At 70.9% G+C, this 19,827-nt stretch carries 18 protein-coding genes; 8 read left to right on the plus strand and 10 right to left on the minus strand.

The annotated features are described in order from the left end of the window. The first annotated feature begins 69 nt into the window (after positions 1 to 69). Both JJ691_RS02400 and JJ691_RS02405 read left to right on the plus strand, forming a co-directional pair. The gene (locus JJ691_RS02400) at positions 70 to 1,200 is read left to right on the plus strand and encodes a sensor histidine kinase (protein ID WP_211767153.1); all 1,131 of its coding nucleotides are present in this window, start codon (positions 70 to 72) and stop codon (positions 1,198 to 1,200) included. Between the two features lie 73 nt (positions 1,201 to 1,273). Beyond that, positions 1,274 to 1,897 (plus strand): response regulator, encoded by a 624-nt coding sequence (locus JJ691_RS02405; protein ID WP_211767154.1) that lies wholly within the window; start codon positions 1,274 to 1,276, stop codon positions 1,895 to 1,897. 84 nt (positions 1,898 to 1,981) lie between these two features. Here the strand turns inward: JJ691_RS02405 and JJ691_RS02410 are convergent, their stop codons facing one another. From JJ691_RS02410 to JJ691_RS02420, 3 genes are read right to left on the minus strand one after another with little or no spacing between them, the layout of a single operon-like run. Further along, a complete protein-coding gene (locus tag JJ691_RS02410; RefSeq protein ID WP_211767155.1) occupies positions 1,982 to 3,196 on the minus strand; it encodes a cytochrome P450 in 1,215 nt (404 codons plus the stop codon). 1 nt (position 3,197) lies between these two features. Beyond that, positions 3,198 to 3,719: a PadR family transcriptional regulator gene (locus JJ691_RS02415; RefSeq protein WP_211767156.1), complete on the minus strand. Its 522-nt coding sequence runs from the start codon at positions 3,717 to 3,719 to the stop codon at positions 3,198 to 3,200. 60 nt (positions 3,720 to 3,779) lie between these two features. Continuing rightward, positions 3,780 to 4,808, minus strand: coding sequence for an aldo/keto reductase (locus JJ691_RS02420; protein ID WP_211767157.1), 1,029 nt, complete (start codon positions 4,806 to 4,808; stop codon positions 3,780 to 3,782). 100 nt (positions 4,809 to 4,908) lie between these two features. Between JJ691_RS02420 and JJ691_RS02425 the strand changes: the two genes are divergently transcribed. Beyond that, the gene (locus JJ691_RS02425) at positions 4,909 to 5,520 is read left to right on the plus strand and encodes a TetR/AcrR family transcriptional regulator (protein ID WP_211767158.1); all 612 of its coding nucleotides are present in this window, start codon (positions 4,909 to 4,911) and stop codon (positions 5,518 to 5,520) included. A 97-nt stretch (positions 5,521 to 5,617) separates the two neighbouring features. On the opposite strand, the gene JJ691_RS02430 is transcribed toward JJ691_RS02425, so the two are convergent. The 4 genes from JJ691_RS02430 to JJ691_RS02445 all read right to left on the minus strand — a co-directional run bounded on the left by JJ691_RS02430 (position 5,618) and on the right by JJ691_RS02445 (position 11,248). Next, complete coding sequence (locus JJ691_RS02430) at positions 5,618 to 6,094, minus strand: (2Fe-2S)-binding protein (protein ID WP_211767159.1); 477 nt, start codon at positions 6,092 to 6,094, stop codon at positions 5,618 to 5,620. Between the two features lie 11 nt (positions 6,095 to 6,105). Next, entirely contained in the window at positions 6,106 to 8,382 is a 2,277-nt protein-coding gene (locus tag JJ691_RS02435; RefSeq protein WP_211767160.1) for a molybdopterin cofactor-binding domain-containing protein, read from the minus strand. Positions 8,383 to 8,602: 220 nt separating this feature from the next. After that, positions 8,603 to 9,787 (minus strand): PucR family transcriptional regulator, encoded by a 1,185-nt coding sequence (locus tag JJ691_RS02440; protein WP_211767161.1) that lies wholly within the window; start codon positions 9,785 to 9,787, stop codon positions 8,603 to 8,605. Positions 9,788 to 9,796: 9 nt separating this feature from the next. Beyond that, on the minus strand, positions 9,797 to 11,248 hold the full coding sequence (locus tag JJ691_RS02445) for a PucR family transcriptional regulator (RefSeq protein WP_211767162.1): 1,452 nt from the start codon (positions 11,246 to 11,248) through the stop codon (positions 9,797 to 9,799). A 187-nt stretch (positions 11,249 to 11,435) separates the two neighbouring features. Between JJ691_RS02445 and JJ691_RS02450 the strand changes: the two genes are divergently transcribed. The 4 genes from JJ691_RS02450 to JJ691_RS02465 all read left to right on the plus strand — a co-directional run bounded on the left by JJ691_RS02450 (position 11,436) and on the right by JJ691_RS02465 (position 16,055). Continuing rightward, positions 11,436 to 12,749, plus strand: coding sequence for an amino acid permease (locus JJ691_RS02450; RefSeq protein WP_249227636.1), 1,314 nt, complete (start codon positions 11,436 to 11,438; stop codon positions 12,747 to 12,749). Between the two features lie 29 nt (positions 12,750 to 12,778). Continuing rightward, positions 12,779 to 14,110 (plus strand): 4-aminobutyrate--2-oxoglutarate transaminase, encoded by a 1,332-nt coding sequence (gabT, locus tag JJ691_RS02455; RefSeq protein WP_211767164.1) that lies wholly within the window; start codon positions 12,779 to 12,781, stop codon positions 14,108 to 14,110. Between the two features lie 84 nt (positions 14,111 to 14,194). Beyond that, positions 14,195 to 15,001, plus strand: coding sequence for a DUF4142 domain-containing protein (locus JJ691_RS02460; protein ID WP_211767165.1), 807 nt, complete (start codon positions 14,195 to 14,197; stop codon positions 14,999 to 15,001). 19 nt (positions 15,002 to 15,020) lie between these two features. Continuing rightward, the gene (locus tag JJ691_RS02465) at positions 15,021 to 16,055 is read left to right on the plus strand and encodes a ferrochelatase (RefSeq protein WP_211767166.1); all 1,035 of its coding nucleotides are present in this window, start codon (positions 15,021 to 15,023) and stop codon (positions 16,053 to 16,055) included. Positions 16,056 to 16,253: 198 nt separating this feature from the next. Here JJ691_RS02465 and JJ691_RS02470 read toward each other — a convergent pair whose 3' ends face one another. Next, positions 16,254 to 16,448 carry a hypothetical protein gene (locus JJ691_RS02470; protein ID WP_211772284.1) on the minus strand — a complete coding sequence of 65 codons (195 nt, stop codon included), beginning with the start codon at positions 16,446 to 16,448 and terminating at the stop codon, positions 16,254 to 16,256. A 100-nt stretch (positions 16,449 to 16,548) separates the two neighbouring features. Here JJ691_RS02470 and JJ691_RS02475 point away from each other — a divergent pair, with 100 nt between their 5' ends. Beyond that, on the plus strand, positions 16,549 to 18,282 hold the full coding sequence (locus JJ691_RS02475; protein ID WP_211767167.1) for an ABC transporter substrate-binding protein: 1,734 nt from the start codon (positions 16,549 to 16,551) through the stop codon (positions 18,280 to 18,282). Between the two features lie 57 nt (positions 18,283 to 18,339). Here the strand turns inward: JJ691_RS02475 and JJ691_RS02480 are convergent, their stop codons facing one another. Then, positions 18,340 to 19,137, minus strand: a complete 798-nt coding sequence (locus JJ691_RS02480) for a hypothetical protein (protein WP_211767168.1) — start codon at positions 19,135 to 19,137, stop codon at positions 18,340 to 18,342. A 29-nt stretch (positions 19,138 to 19,166) separates the two neighbouring features. Next, positions 19,167 to 19,646 carry a YcxB family protein gene (locus tag JJ691_RS02485; protein ID WP_211767169.1) on the minus strand — a complete coding sequence of 160 codons (480 nt, stop codon included), beginning with the start codon at positions 19,644 to 19,646 and terminating at the stop codon, positions 19,167 to 19,169. Positions 19,647 to 19,827 lie beyond the last annotated feature (181 nt).

Consider the following 19,827-nt stretch of genomic DNA (forward strand, 5'->3'; position numbering starts at 1 on the left):
TCTCGACGGCCCGGTCGGGTAGGGTGGCCCCCCGACCGGGCCGCTGGCCGTCCGGCCCTGTACGGGGCCATGTTCTGGGCCACGATCGTGGTCGTCACCGCCGCCGAGGTCACCAACTTCGCCCGCCAGCCGCAGCCGTACGGGCTGTGGCCGCTGGTCTGCCTGGGCGTGCTGACGCTGGCGTGGCTGGCGATGCCGTGGGATCCGACCGCGCCGCTGCCCCGCAAGCTGGGCCTGGTCCCGTTCATCGGCGGCATGCTCGCGCTGAGCCTGCTGTCCTCGTACAACTCCACCGACATCTGGCTGCTGCTGGCCCTGGCCAACTGCACCTTCGTGTTCGGTGTGCGGGCCACCGTGATCGTCGCCGCCAGCTTCGTCGCCTTCACCTTCGTCGACACGCTCACCTATCCCGGCTACACGGTGCTCGCGGCGTGCATCCAGAGCCTGGTCGTCGTCGTGCTGACGGTGTTCGTGACCGGGCTGGCCTCCGCCGTCACCGAGGCCCGGCGGCGGCGGACGGAGACTCAGCGGCTGCTCGGCGAGCTGGCCGAGGCGCACCAGGAGCTGCGCGCCTACGCCGACCAGGTGCGGGAGCTGTCGGTGGCCGAGGAGCGGGCCCGGATGGCCCGCGAGATGCACGACTCCGTCGGCCATTACCTGACGGTCATCCAGGTCGGGCTGACCAACGCGGAACGTTTCCGGGACAAGTGGCCCGAGCAGGCCTGGGCCGAGGTGGCCCAGGCCAAGGAGCTGACCAGGGAGGCGCTGGCCGACACCCGGCGGTGGGTGCGGGCGATGCGGCCGCTGGCGCTGGAGGGGCGGACCGGCAGCCAGGCGCTGGCCGAGCTGGCGCGGACCTTCGACGGCACCGGCATCGAGGTGGACTTCCGGGTCCACGGACCGGAGCAGCCGCTGCTGGGCGACACTGAGGTCGTGTTGTACCGGGTGCTCCAGGAGGGACTGACCAACGTGCTACGGCACGCGAACGCCCGCCACGCCGAGGCGGTGCTGTGCTTCACCGAGGACCGGGTGTCGCTGCGGGTCGGCGACGACGGCCACGGCGCGTCCGACCTGACCAGGGGGTTCGGGCTGTCGTCGCTGGGCCAGCGGGCCGAGGCTGCCGGCGGTGAGCTGGTCGCCGGCAACGCCCCGGCCGGTGGCTTCGAGGTGCGGGCCGACCTGCCGGTGCGGCGCCGATGAGCGAGCTTGCGAGCGAATCATTCAGCGCAGAGCGTCCGCGAACGCGGACACCGAGCGCTAGCGAGGTGCGGCAGTGAGCGTGCGCGTGCTGCTGGTCGACGACCAGATCCTGATGCGCAGCGGGCTGCGCAAACTGCTGGAGATCGAGGACGGCATCGACATCGTCGCCGACGTGGGCAGCGGGCCTGCCGCGCTGGAGGTGGTGCCGGTCTGCCGGCCCGACGTCGCCCTGGTCGACGCCCGGATGCCGGGCATGGACGGCATCGAGTTGATCACCCGGCTGACCGCCGACTACCCGGCGGTGGCCAGCATCGTGCTGACCACGTTCGACGAGGACGAGTACCTGTTCGGGGCGTTGAAGGCCGGGGCCCGGGGCTTCCTGCTCAAGGACGCCTCCCCGGAGGACCTGGTCGCCGCCATCCACCGGGCCGCCGCCGGCGCAACCGTGCTCAGCGACCAGGTCGCCGGGCGGGTCGTCGCCCAGCTGCGGGGGGAGACGCCGGTCCAGCCGGTGCTGTCCAGTCGTGAGGTGGAGGTCGCCCGGCTGGTCGGCGCCGGCGCGTCCAACCGGGAGATCGCCGCCGAGCTGTACATCACCGAGGGCACCGTGAAGAACCACGTCTCCAGCACCCTGCGCAAACTGGGCCTGCGCGACCGCACCCAGCTCGCCCTCCGCATAGCCAACGGCGACTTGTGACCCCGCGAGTCCCGCTCTCAGGCAGCCATGTGTCGAGTTTCGAACTCGTGTTTCGGGTGCCCGAGAGCGGGACTCGCGGGGGGTTTACCAGGTGACGGGGAGGGAGACTAGGCCGCCGGCGAGGGAGCCGGGGCGGATCTCCAGGTCGTCGGGGGCGACGGCCAGGCGGAGGGTGGGGAAGCGGCGGAACAGGGTGGACAGCGCGATTTTCAGCTCGGTACGGGCCAGGCTGGCGCCGATGCAGAAGTGCACGCCGTGCCCGAAGGCCAGGTGGATGTTGGGGGAGCGGGCCGGGTCGAACTCCTCGGGGTCGGTGAACACCGACGGGTCCCGGTTGGCCGCGCCGGTGGACAGCAGCACACAGTCGCCGCGCTTGATGGTCACGCCTTCGACCTCGACGTCCTCGCGGGCGTAGCGGAGCAGGCCGAGGCTGCCGGACGCGGTCAGCCGCAGCACCTCCTCGACCGTCGCCTGCGCCTGGCCCTCGGGGTCGGCGGCGAACCGGTCGCGGCGCTCGAGGTCGGAGAGCAGGAACACGGTGCCCATGTCGATGCGGGTCATGGTCGTCTCGTGCCCGGCGAACAGCAGCCCGGCGGCCAGCCGGGTCATCTCGTCCTCGCTGAACGAGGGGTCCTCGGCCTGGGCCTTCACCAGGTCGGAGACCACATCGGCCTGCGGGTCGGCCCGCTTCTGGTCGGCCAGCCGCCCCATGTACGCGCGCAGCTCCTCGGAGGCGGCCTCGGCCCCGGCGCCGATGTCCATCCGGCCGAGCCGGGTGGACAGGTCGTGGAAGTAGTCGCGGTCCTCGTACGGCACGCCCAGCAGCTCGCAGATCACCAGCACCGGCAGCGGTAGCGAGAGCAGCGCGTGCAGGTCGACCGGCTGGTCGGGATGGGCGTCGTGCTCGGCCGTCATCTCCTCGATCCGGGCGTCGACCAGCTCCTGGACATGGTCGGACAGCTTGCGCATGCGGCTCGCGGAGAACGCCGGCACCAGCAGCCGCCGCATCCGGCTGTGCTCCTCCTGCTCCCGGTCGAAGTCGCCGGACGGGCCGCTGAGCACGGCCGCGTCGGAGATCTTCGAGGCCTGCTCGGGTGCCGGGTGCGAGCGCCCGAAGCGCGGGTCGCCGAAGATCATCCGGGCCTGCTCGAAGCGGGTGATCAGCCAGGCCGGGTCGCCGGCCGGGGTGGTCACCTCGACCGGGGCGGCCTCCCGGCGCAGCACCTCGAACAGCGGCGCGATGTCCATGACGTTCGGCCGCTGGAACGGTAGCCGCGGCCGGGATTCGGTGGTGGTCATGTCAGTCCTCCAGTGGTGGTTCCGCCGCCCGGACGCGCAGGGTCTCGAGCCAGCGCAGTTCGCTGTGTGAGCGGGTGAGCACCTGGTCCAGCACGATCCGGGCCCAGCTGTCGTCGTCGACGGAGGCGATGTGCTCGTCGGTGCGCGCGGCGCGGGCGAGCACCGCTCGGGTCCGGGCTTCCAGCACGGCCAGCCGCTCGGCGATGGTCAGCCGGTCGAAGTTGGCCAGCCGGGCCATGAACTCGGCCGGCTCGGCGGCCAGCTCGTCGGGCAGTTCGGCCAGCATGTCGTGCAGCATCTCCACGCCCACGTCGGTGATCTCGTAGACGTGCCGGGTCGGCCGGCCGCGCTGGGCCTGCGGCGTCCTGGTGACCGCCCCGGCCTCGGTGAACCGGCGCAGCGTCGGATACAGGGAGTTGTTCGACAGCGTCGTCCCCAGTCCCTGCTCGACCCGCTGCCGCAGCTCGTAGCCATGCGCCGGCGCCTTGGCCAGGTTGGCCAGCATCACGATCTCCACCCACACATAGGTCAACGTAACCTAGGGAGGAAGGCTATGTCACGGTGACCTATGCGGCCGGCGGACTCAGGCGGGGACGCGGGTGGGGGCGAACGCCTCCTGGATCCAGTTCGGGTAGACGGTCGCCGGCCGGCTGACCTCGTCCAACTCGGCCAGGTCCGGCTCGGTCAGGACCAGGTCGGCGGCGGCGATGTTGTCGGCGAGCTGGTCGGTCCGGCGGGCGCCGACGATCACGCTGGTGACCGCCGGCTGAGCCAGCAGCCAGGCGATCGCGACCCGAGCCGGGCTCACCTCGTGCCGGGCGGCGACCGCCCGCACCACGTCGACGATCGTGACGCCGCGGTCCACGTCGAACGGCACGAAGTCGAAGCCGACCTTGGCCCGGCGGGTGTCCTGGTCGGTGGCGGTCCCGGCCGGGTCGATCCTGCCGGCCAGGAAACCGCCGGCCAGGGGGCTCCACACGGTCAGGCTCAGCCCCTCGTCCAGGGCCATCGGCGCCAGGTCGTGCTCGGCGTCCCGGGACAGCAGCGAGTAGTGGATCTGGTTGGCCACGAAGCCGGACTGGTTGCGCTGACGGGAGATGCCGAGCGCCTTGCTGACCTGCCAGGCGGCCAGGTTGGAGCAGCCGAGGTAGCGGACCTTGCCCTGGCGCACCGCGTCGTCCAGCGCGGCCAGCGTCTCCTCCAGCGGCGTCAGCCGGTCGTAGTTGTGGATCTGGTACAGGTCGATGTGGTCGGTGCCCAGCCGGCGCAGGCTGTCCTCCAGCGCCCGCATCACGTGTAGGCGGGACAGGCCCTGGTCGTTGGGGCCGGGACCGACCGGGGCCAGCAGCTTGGTGGCCAGCACGACGTCCTGGCGGCGCTTGCCGATGGCCCGGCCCAGCAGCTGCTCGGACTCGCCGTCGGCGTAGGCGTCGGCGGTGTCGACGAAGTTCACGCCGGCGTCCAGCGCCGTGCCCACGATCCGGTCCACCTCGTCCTGGCCGAGGCCGCCCATGGCCCCGTACACCGGGTGGCCCGCGCCGCCGAAGGTCATCGTGCCGAGGGAGATCTCGGAGACCCACACTCCGGTGCGGCCGAGCAGGCGGTACTTCATCGGATTACTCCTTCGGGGTGACGTGCTCTCGCCGCGAGACTACACAGTGTCCGGACACTGTGTAGTGCGACGCCGGCCGGGCGTGCACTAGGTTCTGCCCATGCCTTCGATCACCCGCCGCAGCACCGGTCCCGCGCGCCGAGCGTCGGCGGACGCGGAGATACTGGCTGTCACGCGGCGGCTGCTGACCGAGGGCGCGACCTTCACCGAGCTGGGGATCCAGCACATCGCGGCCGAGGCCGGCGTGGCCCGGTCGACGTTCTACGCGCACTTCAGGGACAAGACGGCCCTGCTCATGCGGCTGGCCGCCACCTTCGTGGACACGTCCTTCGGCATCGCCTCGGCCTGGGAGCCGGCCGAGGGCCCGGACGGCCTCGCGGCGGCGTTCCGCCAGGTGGTGGGGGTCTACCGGGAGCACCGGGCGCTGCTGCAGGCCATCGCCGAGGTCGCCGCGTACGACGTGACGGTGCGGGAGTACTGGAGCCAGGTGCTGGCCCGGTTCACCGACCGGACGGTCGAGGTGCTCCGGCGGGAGCAGGAATCCGGCCGGACGCCGGCCGGGGTGGACGTCACCAGCGCCACACGGGTGATCGTCATGGGCGGCGAGCGGGCCATCTTCGACCAGGTCCTGGCCGGGGATCCCGGCGAGGACGAGGCGTTCGCGCGGGAGATGGCGCTGATCTGGTGGCACGGCGCCTACCGCCGGCCGTGAGTGAGGCTCGCCGACGTTTTTTGATGTCATGAAGGGCCCCTTCCGCACGTTCAACGTGAGGAAGGGGCCCTTCATGACAAAAAGGACTGGGCGGTGGCTACATCTTGGCCGCGCCGGCCTTGATGGCGGTGCGGATGCGGGAGTAGGTGCCGCAGCGGCAGATGTTGCGGATCGAGTCGAGGTCGGCGTCGGTGATGGCGCGGCCCTCGGCCTTGGCCTTCCGGACCAGGGCCACGGCGGTCATGATCTGGCCGGGCTGGCAGTAGCCGCACTGGGCGACGTCGGTGTCGAGCCAGGCCTCCTGCATGGGGTGCAGGTCCTGGCCGACGGTGGCCGGCAGGCCCTCGATGGTGGTGATCTCGTCGTCGGCCTTGATCGCCGACACCGGCACCGAGCACGGGTTGAAGGCCTTGCCGTTGATGTGCGAGGTGCAGGCCTTGCACACGTTCAGGCCGCAGCCGTACTTGGGCCCGGTGACGCCGAGCAGGTCGCGCAGCACCCACAGCAGCCGGACGTCGTCGGCGACCTCGACGGTGACCCGCTCGCCGTTGAGCACGAAGGTGTGACTGGACATGCGGGTTCTCCTCAGAAGGCGGAGTCGAGGCCGTCGGTGGGGGACTGCGGGGTGGACGGCTCGACGGGCAGCGGGTCGAAGCTCAGCGTGCCGTGGTTGATCGGGAACGAGGTCGGCATCTTGCCCACCGCCCGCGCGTAGGCGCAGGCCACGGCGGCCATCGCCGGCGCGACGCCCAGTTCGCCGGCGCCGGAGGGGTTGCCGCCGCTGGGCGCGATCACCACCTGCATGTCCAGCGGGGTGTTCCACTGGCGGGTGTAGAAGTAGTTGTCCCAGCTGCCTTCCAGTGGCAGGCCGTCCTTGATGTGCAGGCTGGACGTCATCGCCATCGCGATGCCGTCGTTGATGCCGCCGATCATCTGCGCCTCCAGCCCGCGCGGGTTGACCGCGAAGCCGGGGTCGACCACCAGCAGCGCCTTGGTCACCCGCGGCCCGGTGACGCCGTCGGTGATGGGGCGGTTCACGGTCTCCGGGCGGGCGTCGACCTCCATCAGGCAGCACACAGCGCCCTGGTACTCGGAGTGCACGGCGATGCCCTGGGCCACGCCGGCTGGCAGCGCGCGGCCCCACTGTCCGATTTGGACGGCTTTCTCGAAGACGGCCTTGAGCCGCGCGTCCCGCAGGAAGGCCCGCCGGAACGTCACCGGGTCCTTGCCCATCTTGGCCGCCAGCTGGTCGACCACCAGCTCCTGGGCGGTGACCACGTTGGGGGAGTAGATGTTGCGCATGCTGCCGGTGTTGAACTTCAGCGGGATCTCGTTGAGCAGCTGGGTGGTGACGCCGAAGTTGTAGGGCGAGGACTGGGTCAGCAGGAAGATCGACTCGGCGAAGCTGAGGTTGCCGGCGATGGGCAGCTTGGCCGCGAACGAGGTGAGCATCTCGCCCAGACCGTGGCTGAACTCGGTCTGCACGCTGGTGTGCCGCTGCTCGTAGCTGACCACGTTGCCCAGCGCGTAGGTGACGCGGATGCGCGAGGTGCACATCGGGTGGGCGCGGCCCTGCCGGAAGTCGTCGGTGCGCGACCACATCAGCTTGACCGGCTTGCCCATCTTCTGCGAGATCTCCGCGGCCTCGGCGGCCACGTTGTGGAACAGGTGCCGGCCGAACGAGCCGCCGCCCTGCGCCACGTGCACCTTGACCGCGCCGACCGGCAGCCCCAGCTGGGCGGCGATGTCCTCCTGGGCGACGATCGGCACCTTCAGGCTGGACCAGATCTCGGCCGAGTCCTGGCGCACGTCGGCGATCGCGTTGTCCGGCTCCAGCGGGCTGTTGCTGGCGAAGGCGAAGGTGAACTCGGCGTCCAGCACCTCGGTCAGCAGGCCCGGCACCAGCATCGGCAGCTCGGCCTTCTTCAGCTGTGCCAACACCGACGCGTCGGACTCGCCGTCCACAGTGCCCGGTCCCCAGGTGACGTCCAGCGCCCGCAGACCGTCGATGCACTGGCCGAACGTGTCAGCCCGGACCGCGACGCCGTTGGACACGGCGGCGACGTCGGTGACGCCGGGCATGGCCAGCACCGCCGCCTTGTTGTTGACCGAGCGGACCGTGCCGTTGATCGTCGGCGGCCGGCGCACCATGGTCGGCTTGGCGTTGGGCACCTGCATGTCCATGCCGAAGGTCTTGCGCCCCATGACGATGTCGCGGGCGTCGATCCGGTTCTGCGGCTTGCCCAGCACCGTGAAGTCGGCGGTGGCCTTCAGCTGCACGGTCGCGGCCTCGACCTTGGAGCTGGCCGCGGCCACCGCCAGCGAGGCGTAGCTGAGGGTCTTGCCGCTGGGGTGGCTGACCACACCGTCCTTGGTGGTCAGCTGCGAAGGCGTTGCGCCCCACTGCTTCGCGGCCGTCGCCACCAGCCGCTGGCGGGCGATCGCCGCCGCCGTGCGCACCGGCGTGTAGATGCTGCGGATCGAGTTGGAGCCGCCGGTCAGCTGGTTCATCAGCAGCTCCGGCCGGGCGTCGGCCAGGGTGATGGACACCTTGTCCAGCGGCAGGTCCAGCTCCTCGGCCACCATCATCGCCACGGCGGTGGTGATGCCCTGGCCGACTTCGGCCCGTGGCACCGCGAACGAGGCGCTGCCGTCCCGGTTCATCTGCACCGACACCAGGTTCGCGGTCGGTGCGGCGGCCAGGTTCTGGAGATCGCCGAGGTCGAAGATCTCCTCGGGCTGGGGCAGGGTGGGCACGGCGGCGTCGGCCTTGGGTGTGTCGAACCACTGCACCGCGACGGCCAGCGTCGGGGCGGCGAGCAGATAACCCAGGAACCTACGGCGACGGAGGTCTTCGGCCATGGCGCGGAGTGTGTCACCGCTCACATCACGTCGCCATGGCCGGGATGCCTACTTCTGGCGTAGTCAGACTGTGCACGATGCACAACCCCCGGTATGTGCGTCTCCAAGACCCACAAACCCTCTCGGATGCGGTCTTCAACCGCCACAAACAGCGCCGGGGTTTGTGGCGGTTGAAGACCTTGTCGGCTGGGGTTTGTAGGTCTTGGAGACGCTCAAACGTTTAGGCGAGGGGGCCTGGGGGGAGGAGGCGGGAGGCACGGAGCGCCAACGACAACTCCAGGTGGGGCACGTCGCTGAGGTCGTTGCCGGTGACGGCCTCGATCCGGCTCAGCCGGTTGATCACCGTGTTCCGGTGGCAGTGCACGAGTTCCGCGGTCCGGCTGACCGAGCCGGCGGTGGCGACCCAGGTCTCCAGGGTGTCCAACAGGATCCGCCGCTCGCCCACGGGGATCTTGAGCAGCGGCCCGAGCCGCAGCCGGATCAGGTGCTCGGCCAGCTCCGGCGAGCTGAGGACCAGGGCCTCCGGCAGCCGGTCGGCCAGGGCGGCGACCTCGACCCGGCCGGGCTGGATGGAGCGGCGGGCCAACACCGCCTGCCGGTAGGCGACGTCGACGTCGGCCAGGCCGTGCACGACCAGGGAGACGCCGGCGGGCACGGTGAGGGCATCCCGCAGCACCTTCAGCACAATGCCCAATTCGGGTGAATCCAAGGAGAGCAGTCCCACCAGCATGTGGGCCCGCAGCTGCCACGCGGAGTCGATGCCGTGCTCGGTCAGCAGCCCCTTGAGGAACGTCGGCGCGTTGACGTCCTCGACATCGGCGACGATTGCCGCGTACGGCCCGTCGACGGGGACGCCGATGATGCGGGCGGCCTCGTGGGCGAAGGCCAAGTCCTTGCCCCGCCCGCGAAGCAGCCCCTCCCACAGCGTGGCCCGCCGCTGCTCGTCGATCCGCACCAGCTGCTGCTCGGCGACGTGATAGGCGGCGGCGACCTGGGCTGACGTGGAGTCGACGACCTCCCACAGCCAGGTGGCGATCTCCAACAGGCCCTCGGCGTCCACGGTGCCGTCGGCGCGGGCCTGCTCGACCAGGGCCTGCCACAACAGCCGGCCGCCGAGCCGGAAGGAGCGGAGCACGTCGTCCAGGGGCATGCGCTGCTCGGCCCGGCGCCGGCCGGTGCAGCGGGCGGCCGAGTAGAGCTGCTCGTCGGCCCCGTCCCGGCCGATCAGCCGGAGCACGCCGATCATGTTGTCGTGGCAGGACTTGCGCAGATCGTCCGAGGTCACCACGTTGATCCGGCGGTAGCCGGGGTTCTGCTCGGCGATGACCCGCACCAGCTCGTCGGCCAGCTTCGGCACCCGGGCCAGCACGCCGTCGGCCAGCAGCCGTGCCGCCTTCTCCTCCACCCGGTCCTCTCAATCCCTCAGGCGCAGGGCCAGCCACAGCTCGGCCCGCGTGTCCGCGGTGTCCAGGTCCCGGCCGAGCAGTTGCCCGACCTTCGCGATCCGGTGCCGCAGGGTGTGCCGGTGCACGCCGAGCGCCACCGCAGCCGGATCCCACTGGCCGTTGTGGGCCAGCCACGCCCGCAGCGACGCGATGAGCTCGCCGCGACCGGTCGCATCGTGTTCAACGAGCGGGGCGAGCAACCGGTCCGCGAAGACGCCGGCGACTTCCGGATCGACCAGCCGCAGCACGCCGTCGTCGGCCAGCTCGGAGAACCGGGTGATCGGCAGGTCGGTGCGGACCGCGGTGGTCAGGGCCCGCTGCGCCTGCCGCAGGGCCTGGGGCAGGGACGAGTAGTCCACGGGATCGGAGACGCCGATCTGCACGCCGGCCAACTCGGCCAGCAGGTCGGTCGAGGCCCCGACCACCAGCAGCGACTCGGTGCCGTGCTCGGCGTGGAAGGCAGCCTCGCCCGAGTCGTCCACATGATCGACGGCCGCCAGCCGATAGCGCGAAGGCCCGGCGGCCAGGGCGATCCGCACCGGCGGCACCGGCAGCTCGCCCCACAGGTCGGCGGCGATCTCCGCGACCAGCTCGGTCTCGCCGGCCAGCAGCAGCCGCAGCAGCCCGCCGCGCAGCCTTCGCGTCGCGGCCTCGACGGCGTGCGGCCGCTCGAAGCTGACTGTCAACAGCGAGGCCGCTGTGGTCAGCACCTGCTGGTCGGCCGGCGTGAGGCGGCCGACCCGGCCGACCGCGAGGAAGCCACGGATCCGCTCGCCCGCCCCCAGGGTCTGCACGGTGATCTCGGCGCCGTCCGATTCATAGGTGAGGCTGGCCGGACCGGCGTGGAATCGGGACAGCTCGGCGCGGACCTTGTCCAGCACCGGGCTGTCGCCGGCCCGCAGCGCCCCGCGCGGATCCAGCACCACCGCCCACGCGTCCAGCCGACGGGCCAGTTGCGTTGTAACACCTGTAAAGCCATTGGGTCTTACGGCGGCCGAGGTCAGGGCCCGCTGCGCCTGGTAGGCGCGGGTCACGGCGGCGTACTCCTCGGCCGCGACCGCCTTGGCCACCGCCTTGCTGATGGCGATGAACGGCACCTGCCGCGGCACCTCGAGCACCGGCAGCCCGACCGCGTCGGCCTGCACGATGACCACCTTCGGCACGTCCGCGCAGGTCAGCCCGGTGCCGAAGCCCAGCCCGGCGACCCCGGCGGCGTGCAGCCGGCGCACGTAGTCGGCGGCCCCGGACCGCACCCACAGGCCGGTGGTCAGCAGCAGCTCGCCGCCCTCCAGGAATGCCGTCGGGTCGGCCAGTTCGCTGGTGTGCACCCACTGCACCGGCCGGTCCAGGTGCTCGCCGCCGGCCCGCACGCGCAGGGCCAGGTCGGGGCGGTCCACGAGCGCGGCGAGAGTGGGGGTCACCGGGCGGTCCTCGACAGTTCGGCGAACAATTCGGTCTGACTTGTCCAAACAGGCTACTTGGCCACGGCGGTCCCGCCGACCACCGTGAACCGACAGTCCCGACAGACCGGAGCCGCCGATGAGCGCAGCCAGCAATGATCAACCTCGGCGTAAACTAGCGTCGACCCTGCAACGCCGCCACCTGTCCATGATCGCCATCGCCGGCGTGATCGGCGCCGGCCTGTTCGTCGGCAGCGGCGCTGCCATCAAACAGGCCGGACCGGGCGCGCTGCTCGCGTACGCGGTGTGCGGCCTGCTGGTGGTGCTGGTGATGCGCATGCTGGGCGAGATGTCCGCGGCCAACCCGGAGACCGGCTCGTTCTCGGCCTACGCCGACCGCGCCATCGGCCCGTGGGCCGGCTTCACCATCGGCTGGCTGTACTGGTTCTTCTGGGTCGTGGTGCTCGGCGTCGAGGCGACCGCCGGAGCCAGCATCGTGCACCGGTGGGTGCCCGAGGTGCCGCAGTGGACGTGGGCGCTGGTCCTGATGGCGCTGCTGACCGTCACCAACCTGTTCTCGGTGAAGTCCTACGGCGAGTTCGAGTTCTGGTTCGCCTCCATCAAGGTCGCCGCGATCGCGGTGTTCCTGCTGGTGGGCGTGGTGGCGCTGCTCGGCCTGATCCCGGGCTTCGCCTCGCCGGGCCTGTCCAACCTGACCGGGCACGGCGGCTTCCTGCCCAACGGCGCGTCGCCGGTGTTCGCGGCCATGTTGGTGGTGGTGTTCTCCTTCTTCGGCGCGGAGATCGCCACTGTCGCCGCCGGCGAGTCGGCCGACCCCGGCCACGCCGTGCGGTCGGCGGTGCGCTCGGTGGTGTGGCGGATCATCGTGTTCTACCTGGGTTCCATCGCTGTGGTGGTGACGCTGCTGCCGTGGGACGACGCCGGTGTGGCCAAGAGCCCGTACGTCGCGGTGCTGGACCGGATCGGGCTGCCGGCGGCCGGCGCGGTGATGGACGTGATCGTGCTGACCTCGGTGCTGTCCTGCCTGAACTCCGGGCTGTACACCGCATCCCGCATGGTCTACTCGCTCGCCGGCCGGGCCGACGCCCCGGCCGCGCTGGGCCGGATCGGCCGTACCGGCGTGCCGACCGCGGCGGTGCTGGTGTCCACTGTGGTCGGTTTCGTGACGGTCATCTTCAACTACGTCTCACCGGACACCGTGTTCCTGTTCCTCACCAACTCCTCCGGCGCCATCGCGGTGTTCGTCTGGATGGTGATCGCCGTGTCCCAGCTGCGGATGCGCCGCCAGCTGGAGCGGGACGCGCCGGAGCGGCTGACCCTGCGCATGTGGGGGTATCCGTACCTGACCTGGGTGGCGATCGGGGCGATGGTCGTGCTGCTGGCCGGCATGGCCTTCGACGCCGACGCCCGCTCGCAACTGCTGCTCAGCCTGCTCGTCGGCGCGCTGGTGCTGGTCGTCGGCCTGGTCCGGCACCGCAACCGCGTCCGCAGCTCCGTATAGAAAGACAGCTCCGTCAGAAAGGAAGGGTCGTGGCCACGCCCACTCTCGCCCGCAACCTCGTCACCGAGATCCCCGGACCCCGCTCGCAGGCCGCGCAGCTGCGCCGGCAGCGGGTGGTGGCCGCCGGGGTCGGCAGCACGCTGCCGGTGTTCGTCGAGTCGGCCAGCGCCGGCCTGCTGCACGACATCGACGGCAACACGTTGGTGGACCTGGGTTCCGGCATCGCCGTGACCAGCGTCGGCGCGGCCGCGCCGGAGGTGGTGGCAGCCGTGCAGGAGCAGGTCGCCAAGTTCACCCACACGTGCTTCATGGTGACGCCGTACGACGCCTATGTGGAGGTGTGCGAGCAGTTGGCCGAGCTCACCCCCGGCTCGCACGAGAAGCGCTCGGCCCTGTTCAACTCGGGCGCGGAGGCGGTGGAGAACGCCGTCAAGATCGCCCGGCACGCCACCGGGCGGCAGGCGGTGGTGGTGTTCGACCACGCCTACCACGGCCGCACCAACCTGACGATGGCGTTGACGGCCAAGAACATGCCGTACAAGCACCGGTTCGGGCCGTTCGCGCCGGAGGTGTACCGGCTGCCGATGTCCTACCCGTTCCGCGACCCGGCCGGACTGACCGGGGAGCAGGCGGCGGCGCGGGCGTTGGACCAGCTGGAGAAGCAGGTCGGCGCGGACAACGTGGCCTGCGTGCTGATCGAGCCGATCCAGGGCGAGGGCGGCTTCGTGGTGCCGGCGCCGGGCTTCCTCAAGGCGGTCTCGGACTGGTGCACGGCGAAGGGGGTGCTGTTCGTCGCCGACGAGATCCAGAGCGGTTTCTGCCGCACCGGCTCGTGGTTCGCGTCGGATCATGAGCAGGTCGTGCCGGATCTCGTGACGACGGCCAAGGGCATCGCCGGCGGGCTGCCGCTGGCTGGCGTCACCGGGCGGGCCGACGTGATGGACGCGGTGCACGGAGGCGGCCTCGGTGGCACCTACGGCGGCAATCCCGTCGCCTGCGCCGCCGCGCTGGCCTCCATCGGCATCATGCGGGACCAGGACCTGAACGCCCGGGCCCGGGCGATCGAGGAGATCACCCTGCCCCGGCTGCGGGAGCTGGCCGCCGGCTCGCCGGCCATCGGCGACGTGCGGGGCCGCGGCGCGATGCTGGCCGTGGAGCTGGTCAGGCCGGGCACGTGCGAGCCGGACGCCGAGCTGGCCGGGCGGATCGCGAAGGCTTGCCACGCAAGGGGAGTCGTGGTGCTCACGGCCGGCACCTACGGCAACGTGCTGCGGCTGCTGCCGCCGCTGGTGATCCCGACCGATGTCCTGAATGACGGCCTTGGTGTGCTCGCTGAAGCGCTTCAGATCACGGTAAGGTAACGACGGTTGATGTGAGTGATCGGGTCACCGGTCCACCCCGTAAAGCCGGATAGCAATGGTTATCCAGGAAAGGTGGTCGGACCGGTGATCTCTCGCGCGGTGCGCAAGGCCGCCGTCCTCGTCGTGCTCGGGATCGGCACGCTGCTGCCGATCGCCGGCTGCTCCATCGGCACGTCGCAGGCCGCGACGTCACAGGGGCAGACCGACCCGAGCAACCCGCTGGACGTCGGCACCCAGGTCACGCAGAGCCAGTGGGGACCGGTGGGTCCGGCGGACCGGCTGATGCTGGTCAAGGTCGCCCTGGCCGGCTCGTGGGAGCTGCCCAGCGGCGAGATGGCGCAGACCATGACCAACACTCCGGCGGTCCGCACCGCCGGGCAGCACCTGATCATGGGTCACACCATGCTCAACCAGAAGAACGAGGAGATCGCCAAGGAGCTCGGCGTCACGCTGCCGACCAAGCCGCTGCCCGAGCAACAGGGCTTCCTCACCAACATGAAGAACTCGGCCCCGGGCATCGACTTCGACCGGGCCTTCGTCGGGCCGCTGCGCGACCAGCACGGCTCCGTCTACCAGCTGCTGTCCCAGGTGCGCGCCGGCACCCGCAACTCGCTGATCCGCGACTTCGCCAACGTCTGCATGAGCACGGTGCTGGACCACATCACCGTGCTGGAGCAGACCGGGCTGGTCAACTACAACGCGCTGCCCTCGCCGACCGCGCCGCCGATCACCCCGGTGACCACCGCGGCCCAGGTCACCTCGGACAACAACAGCAGTATCGGGGTTTTTGTCATCGCCGCGGTGATGGCCGGCATCGCCATCGTCGTCCCGGTGCTGCGGCGCAGCAGCAAGGGCGGCAAGCGGAGGGCCGGGTCCGCGATCCCCGAGTGACCGGTGTTGGATGGGGACCGTGAGTGTGGACGCGCTGCTGCTGCTGTCGTTCGGTGGGCCGGAGGGTGAGGGCGACGTCCGGCCGTTCCTGGAGAACGTGACCAGGGGCCGGGGCGTGCCGCCCGAGCGGCTCGACGAGGTCGCCCAGCACTACCTGCACTTCGGCGGCGTGTCCCCGATCAACCAGCTCAACCGGGACCTGATCGAGGCCGTCCGCGCGGCCCTCGCGGCGGCCGGGGTGGACCTGCCGGTCTACTTCGGCAACCGCAACTGGCATCCGATGATCGAGGACACCGTCGGCAAGATGCTTGCCGACGGTGTCCGTCGCGCGCTGGTCTTTCCCACCTCGGCCTACGGCGGCTACTCGGCCTGCCGGCAGTACGACGAGGACATCCTGCGGGCCCGGGCCGCCGTCGGTCCCTCGGCCCCGGAGCTGGTGAAGATCCGTCAGTTCTTCGACCACCCCGGGTTCGTGCTGCCGTTCGCCGACGCCGTCCGGGCCGCGGCCGCCGGCCTCGACGACTACCGCCTGGTGTTCACCGCCCACTCCATCCCCAACTCCTTCGACGCCACCGCCGGCCCCGCCGCGCTCGGCGGACACCTGTACTCGAAGCAGATCGCCGAGGCCGCCCGGCTGGTCGCGGCCGAGGTCGGGGCGTCGGAGTACGACGTCGTCTGGCAGTCCCGTTCCGGCCCGCCGCAGGTGCCGTGGCTGGAGCCGGACATCGTGGACCACGTGGACGCCTTGCACGCCAAGGGTGTCGGCAACATCGTGGTGTGCCCGGTCGGGTTCGTCAGCGACCACCTCGAGGTCGTGTGGGACCTGGACACCGAGGCCCGGGAACGGGCCGAGGAGCACGGCATGGGCTTCGCCCGCGCCGCCACGCCCGGCCCTGATCCCCGGTTCGCCGAGATGGTCGTGGAGCTGATCCGGGAACACCTCGGCGGCGCCGAGCCCCGGAAGCTGTCCGACTTCGCGAACCTGGGCTGCACCGCCAACGGAGAGTTCTGCGCCGTCGCCTGCTGTGAGCCGCCGGCTCGGCGGCCCCGCTAGAGGTTGGCAGCGTAGGCCCCGGCGTCGACGCACCGTGCCGGAGAACTGCCGGAGACTGTCCAAACTGGACGGGAGCGCCTTGGTCCCCGCCCCCGATCCCCGCGCGAAGGGGCGAACCTTCGAGCTGAGTCCTATTTGGACAAAACGCCGGCCCCGGGCCGCTCGATCCGCCCCGCGCCGGCCCCGCCCGTCAGGTCCTCACCGCGTCCGCCCGCGCCGCACCCCCACCACCAGCGACCACAGGCCGAGCACCGCCACGATGGGCCCGATGGTGGCCCACAGTCGGGACCCGGTCATGAAACTGCCGGTCACGTACCCCAGCCCCTGAGCGGTCCAGAGCAGTCCGACCAGCACCAACACCACACCGAGCAGCATGAACACCCACGGCTTCACGCCGTCACCTTACGCCCGCCCACAACATCGACTCTCGACCTGGCCCACCGGGTTCCGGTTAACTCGGGCAACCCTGCGCACAGGAGGAGTTGACCAGAACATGCAGAGTAAGCGGATCTTGGCGGCGGTGGCCGTCGCCGCGACGCTGGCCACGGGCCTGACGGCCTGCGGCGGCTCCGGAGGGGGCCAGGGGTCTGGCGCGGACGGCTTCAACGCCGCGGTCGGCAAGGTGTTCAACCCGTCGGACGCCAAGGGCGGCACCATCCGGATGGCGAACTCGGGGGACTGGGACTCGCTGGATCCGGCCGACTCCTACTACAGCTACGAGTGGGACTTCGCGCGGCTGTTCGGCCGCAGCCTGCTGACCTTCGCCGCGGCCCCGGGGCAGGGCGGCGCGAAGCTGACGCCGGATCTGGCCACCGGCCTGGGCACGCCCAGCGACGGCGACAAGACGTGGACGTATCACATCCGCACGGGCGTGAAGTTCGAGGACGGCGTCACCGTGACCTCGAAGGACGTCAAGTACGCGGTGGAGCGGTCGCTGGACAAGACGGTGTTCCCGGACGGTCCCACCTACTTCAACGACTACCTGGACCTCAACGGCTACACCTCGCCGTACAAGGACAAGGGTGACCTGAAGGCGATCGAGACGCCGGACGACACGACGATCGTGTTCCACCTGGCCAAGCCGTTCGCCAGTTTCGACTACTTCGCGATGCTGCCCTCGACGATGCCGGTGGAGCAGGCCAAGGACACCGGCAGCGACTACAAGAAGCACGTGCTGTCGACCGGCCCGTACAAGTTCGGCGACAACACCCTGGGCAAGGGCTTCACGCTGGTCCGCAACGACCAGTGGGACCCGAAGACCGATCCGATCCGCAAGGCGCTGCCCGACAAGTTCGAGGTCTCGCTCAACGTCAACGCCGACGACATCGACCAGCGGCTGATGGCCGGCGACCTGGAGTTCGACGTCACCGGCGTGGGCGTGCAGGCAGCGGCCCAGGGCCGGATCCTGGCCGACCAGCGGCTCAAGGGCAGCACCGACAACCCGGCCAGCGCCCGGCTCTGGTACACCGCGATCAACGGCGACGTCGCCCCGCTGGACAACGTGCACTGCCGCAAGGCCGTCGAGTACGCCGCCGACCGCACCTCCTACCAGCAGGCCTACGGCGGCTCGATCGGCGGCGACATCGCCACCAACCTGCTGCCGCCGGTCATCCCGGGCGCGAAGGCGTTCGACCCGTACCCGTCGGCCAACCACACCGGCGACGAGGCGAAGGCCAAGCAGGAGTTGCAGGCCTGCAACCAGCCGAACGGCTTCAGCACCAACATCTCCTACCGGGCCGAGCGGCCGCGGGAGAAGGCGACGGCCGAGGCGCTGCAGCAGTCGCTGGCCAAGGTCGGCATCAAGCTGACGATCAAGCCGTTCCCGCAGGGCGACTACGGCAAGCTGTACGCCGGCAAGCCGGACTACGCCAAGAACAACAGCCTGGGCCTGATGGTGTTCGGCTGGCAGGCGGACTGGCCGGAGGGCTTCGGCTACTTCAGCCAGATCGTGGACAGCCGGGTGATCCGCGCCTCCGGCGGCAACAGCAACCTCGGGGTCAAGGACCCGCAGGTGGACCAGCTGCTGGACAAGGCCTCGATCACCGAGGACGCCACCGCTCGCGAGCAGCTGTGGGGCCAGGTCGACCAGCGGGTCATGGACGACGCCTTCATCCTGCCCGGCGTGGTCGCGAAGTCGCTGCTCTACCGGCCGGCGAAGGCCACCAACGTCTTCGTCAGCGACGGCTACGGCATGTACGACTACGCCGCCCTCGGCATGAAGCAGTAGCCCAAGATCAATGCTCCTTTCCTGACGTTCAACGTCAGGAAAGGAGCATTCCTGACATCAGTGCTTTTTGTTGGCGTGGTCGCCGAGCACCCGGACGGCTTCCTCGACGGCCGCACACCGGGCTCGGCGGACGGCGTCGTTGAGCGGCCGCAGCGCCTCTTCCCGCGCCCGGGTCGCCGACGCCGACATCGCGCCGCCCGGGGCGTCGCCGGCGGCGACCTCCAGGATCGCGGCGACCTCGTCGGCCCGCTGCAGCACCCGCAGCGACCGGGCCGGCATGCCGGCCGGCCACACCGGCCGCGGCTGGTTGGCGATGACCGCCTCGATCTCCTTGCGGACGTTCGGCCGGTGCCGGGCCACGTCGAGGTCCACCAGGGTGGAAGCGGCCTGCCGCATGGCGCCGGCCAGCCCGTGCTCGGCCTCGCCCAGCGGCACGTGCTCGGGCGGGATGATCTCCGGCAGGTCGAACACCGTCCACCGGATCACCTGGTCGGCCACGAGCCGGGGCACGATGCCCAGCCCGGCCTCCGGCAGCACCACGGCCTGCCCGGCGCGCACCGCGGTGGCGCTGAGCGGCCCGTTGCCGCCGAGGCCCCGGGTGTCGCCGGGCACGGGCAGCACCAGCCGGCCGTCGCCGGCCTGGGTGCGCCGCAGCGCCGCGAGCAGCATCGCGGGGGCCGCCGGCATCTCGTCGGGGCCGGGAAGGTCGAGGGCCGTGGCGGTGCCGTCGTCGTCGGCCACCACCTCGTGCGCCTCGGCCCAGATCTGGAGGGCGTCCAGGACGTCGTCGGCCGCGGCCGCGCCATGCAGCCAGGCAGACGTCCAGACGACCAGCGTCGCGCTCGGACATGACACGCCTACCGACATTACAGACGCGGACCGGATCAACCGGTCGGACCCACCCGGCGGATCAGCAATTCGCGGAACATGTGCTCGTCGGACGGCAGCGCGAAAGCCCGGTGCGGCACCGCGTACACCGGGCCGTGGGCCCGGGCGCCGATCCGCAGCACGATGCCGTGCTCGGTCTCCTGCCAGCCCTGCAGCGACGACCAGACCAGCTCGCCGGGCAGCCCGGCGCCGTGCATGCGCAGCGCGAACTCGTCGGCGGTGGCCCGCACGCGCTGGTTGGGCGACACGGCGTCGCGGTAGAGCAGACGGGCCTGCCACGGCACGCCGACGGCGACCGCACCGGCCGCGACCAGGCTCAACACGGCGGCCTGGGTGTTGCCGGCGACCAGCAGCACGGCGGCCACGATCACCAGGCAGATGGCGAAGGCGGGAGCGAACCGGACCGCGGGCGCGACGGCGCGCAGGGCGTCCCGCCGATCGGCCGGTTCCGGCTCCCAGGAGAACTCGACGCGCACGGGCGCCTCCGTAATCTACGTCACACAGCGGATGCGCCAGTCTGCTCCAGAAGAGTGATCGATTGCCACTTCGGCGCGCCGGGCGGTTGTCCAGGTTCGCCGAGCGTCATCGCCGGGGACTGTCCGTAGTGGATCTGACAACGGTTCGCATTGGTCGTCTCGCTGTATGCTCCCGGCGCGG

This window comes from Kutzneria sp. CA-103260 (assembly GCF_018263855.1).
Taxonomy (GTDB): Bacteria; Actinomycetota; Actinomycetes; order Mycobacteriales; family Pseudonocardiaceae; genus Kutzneria.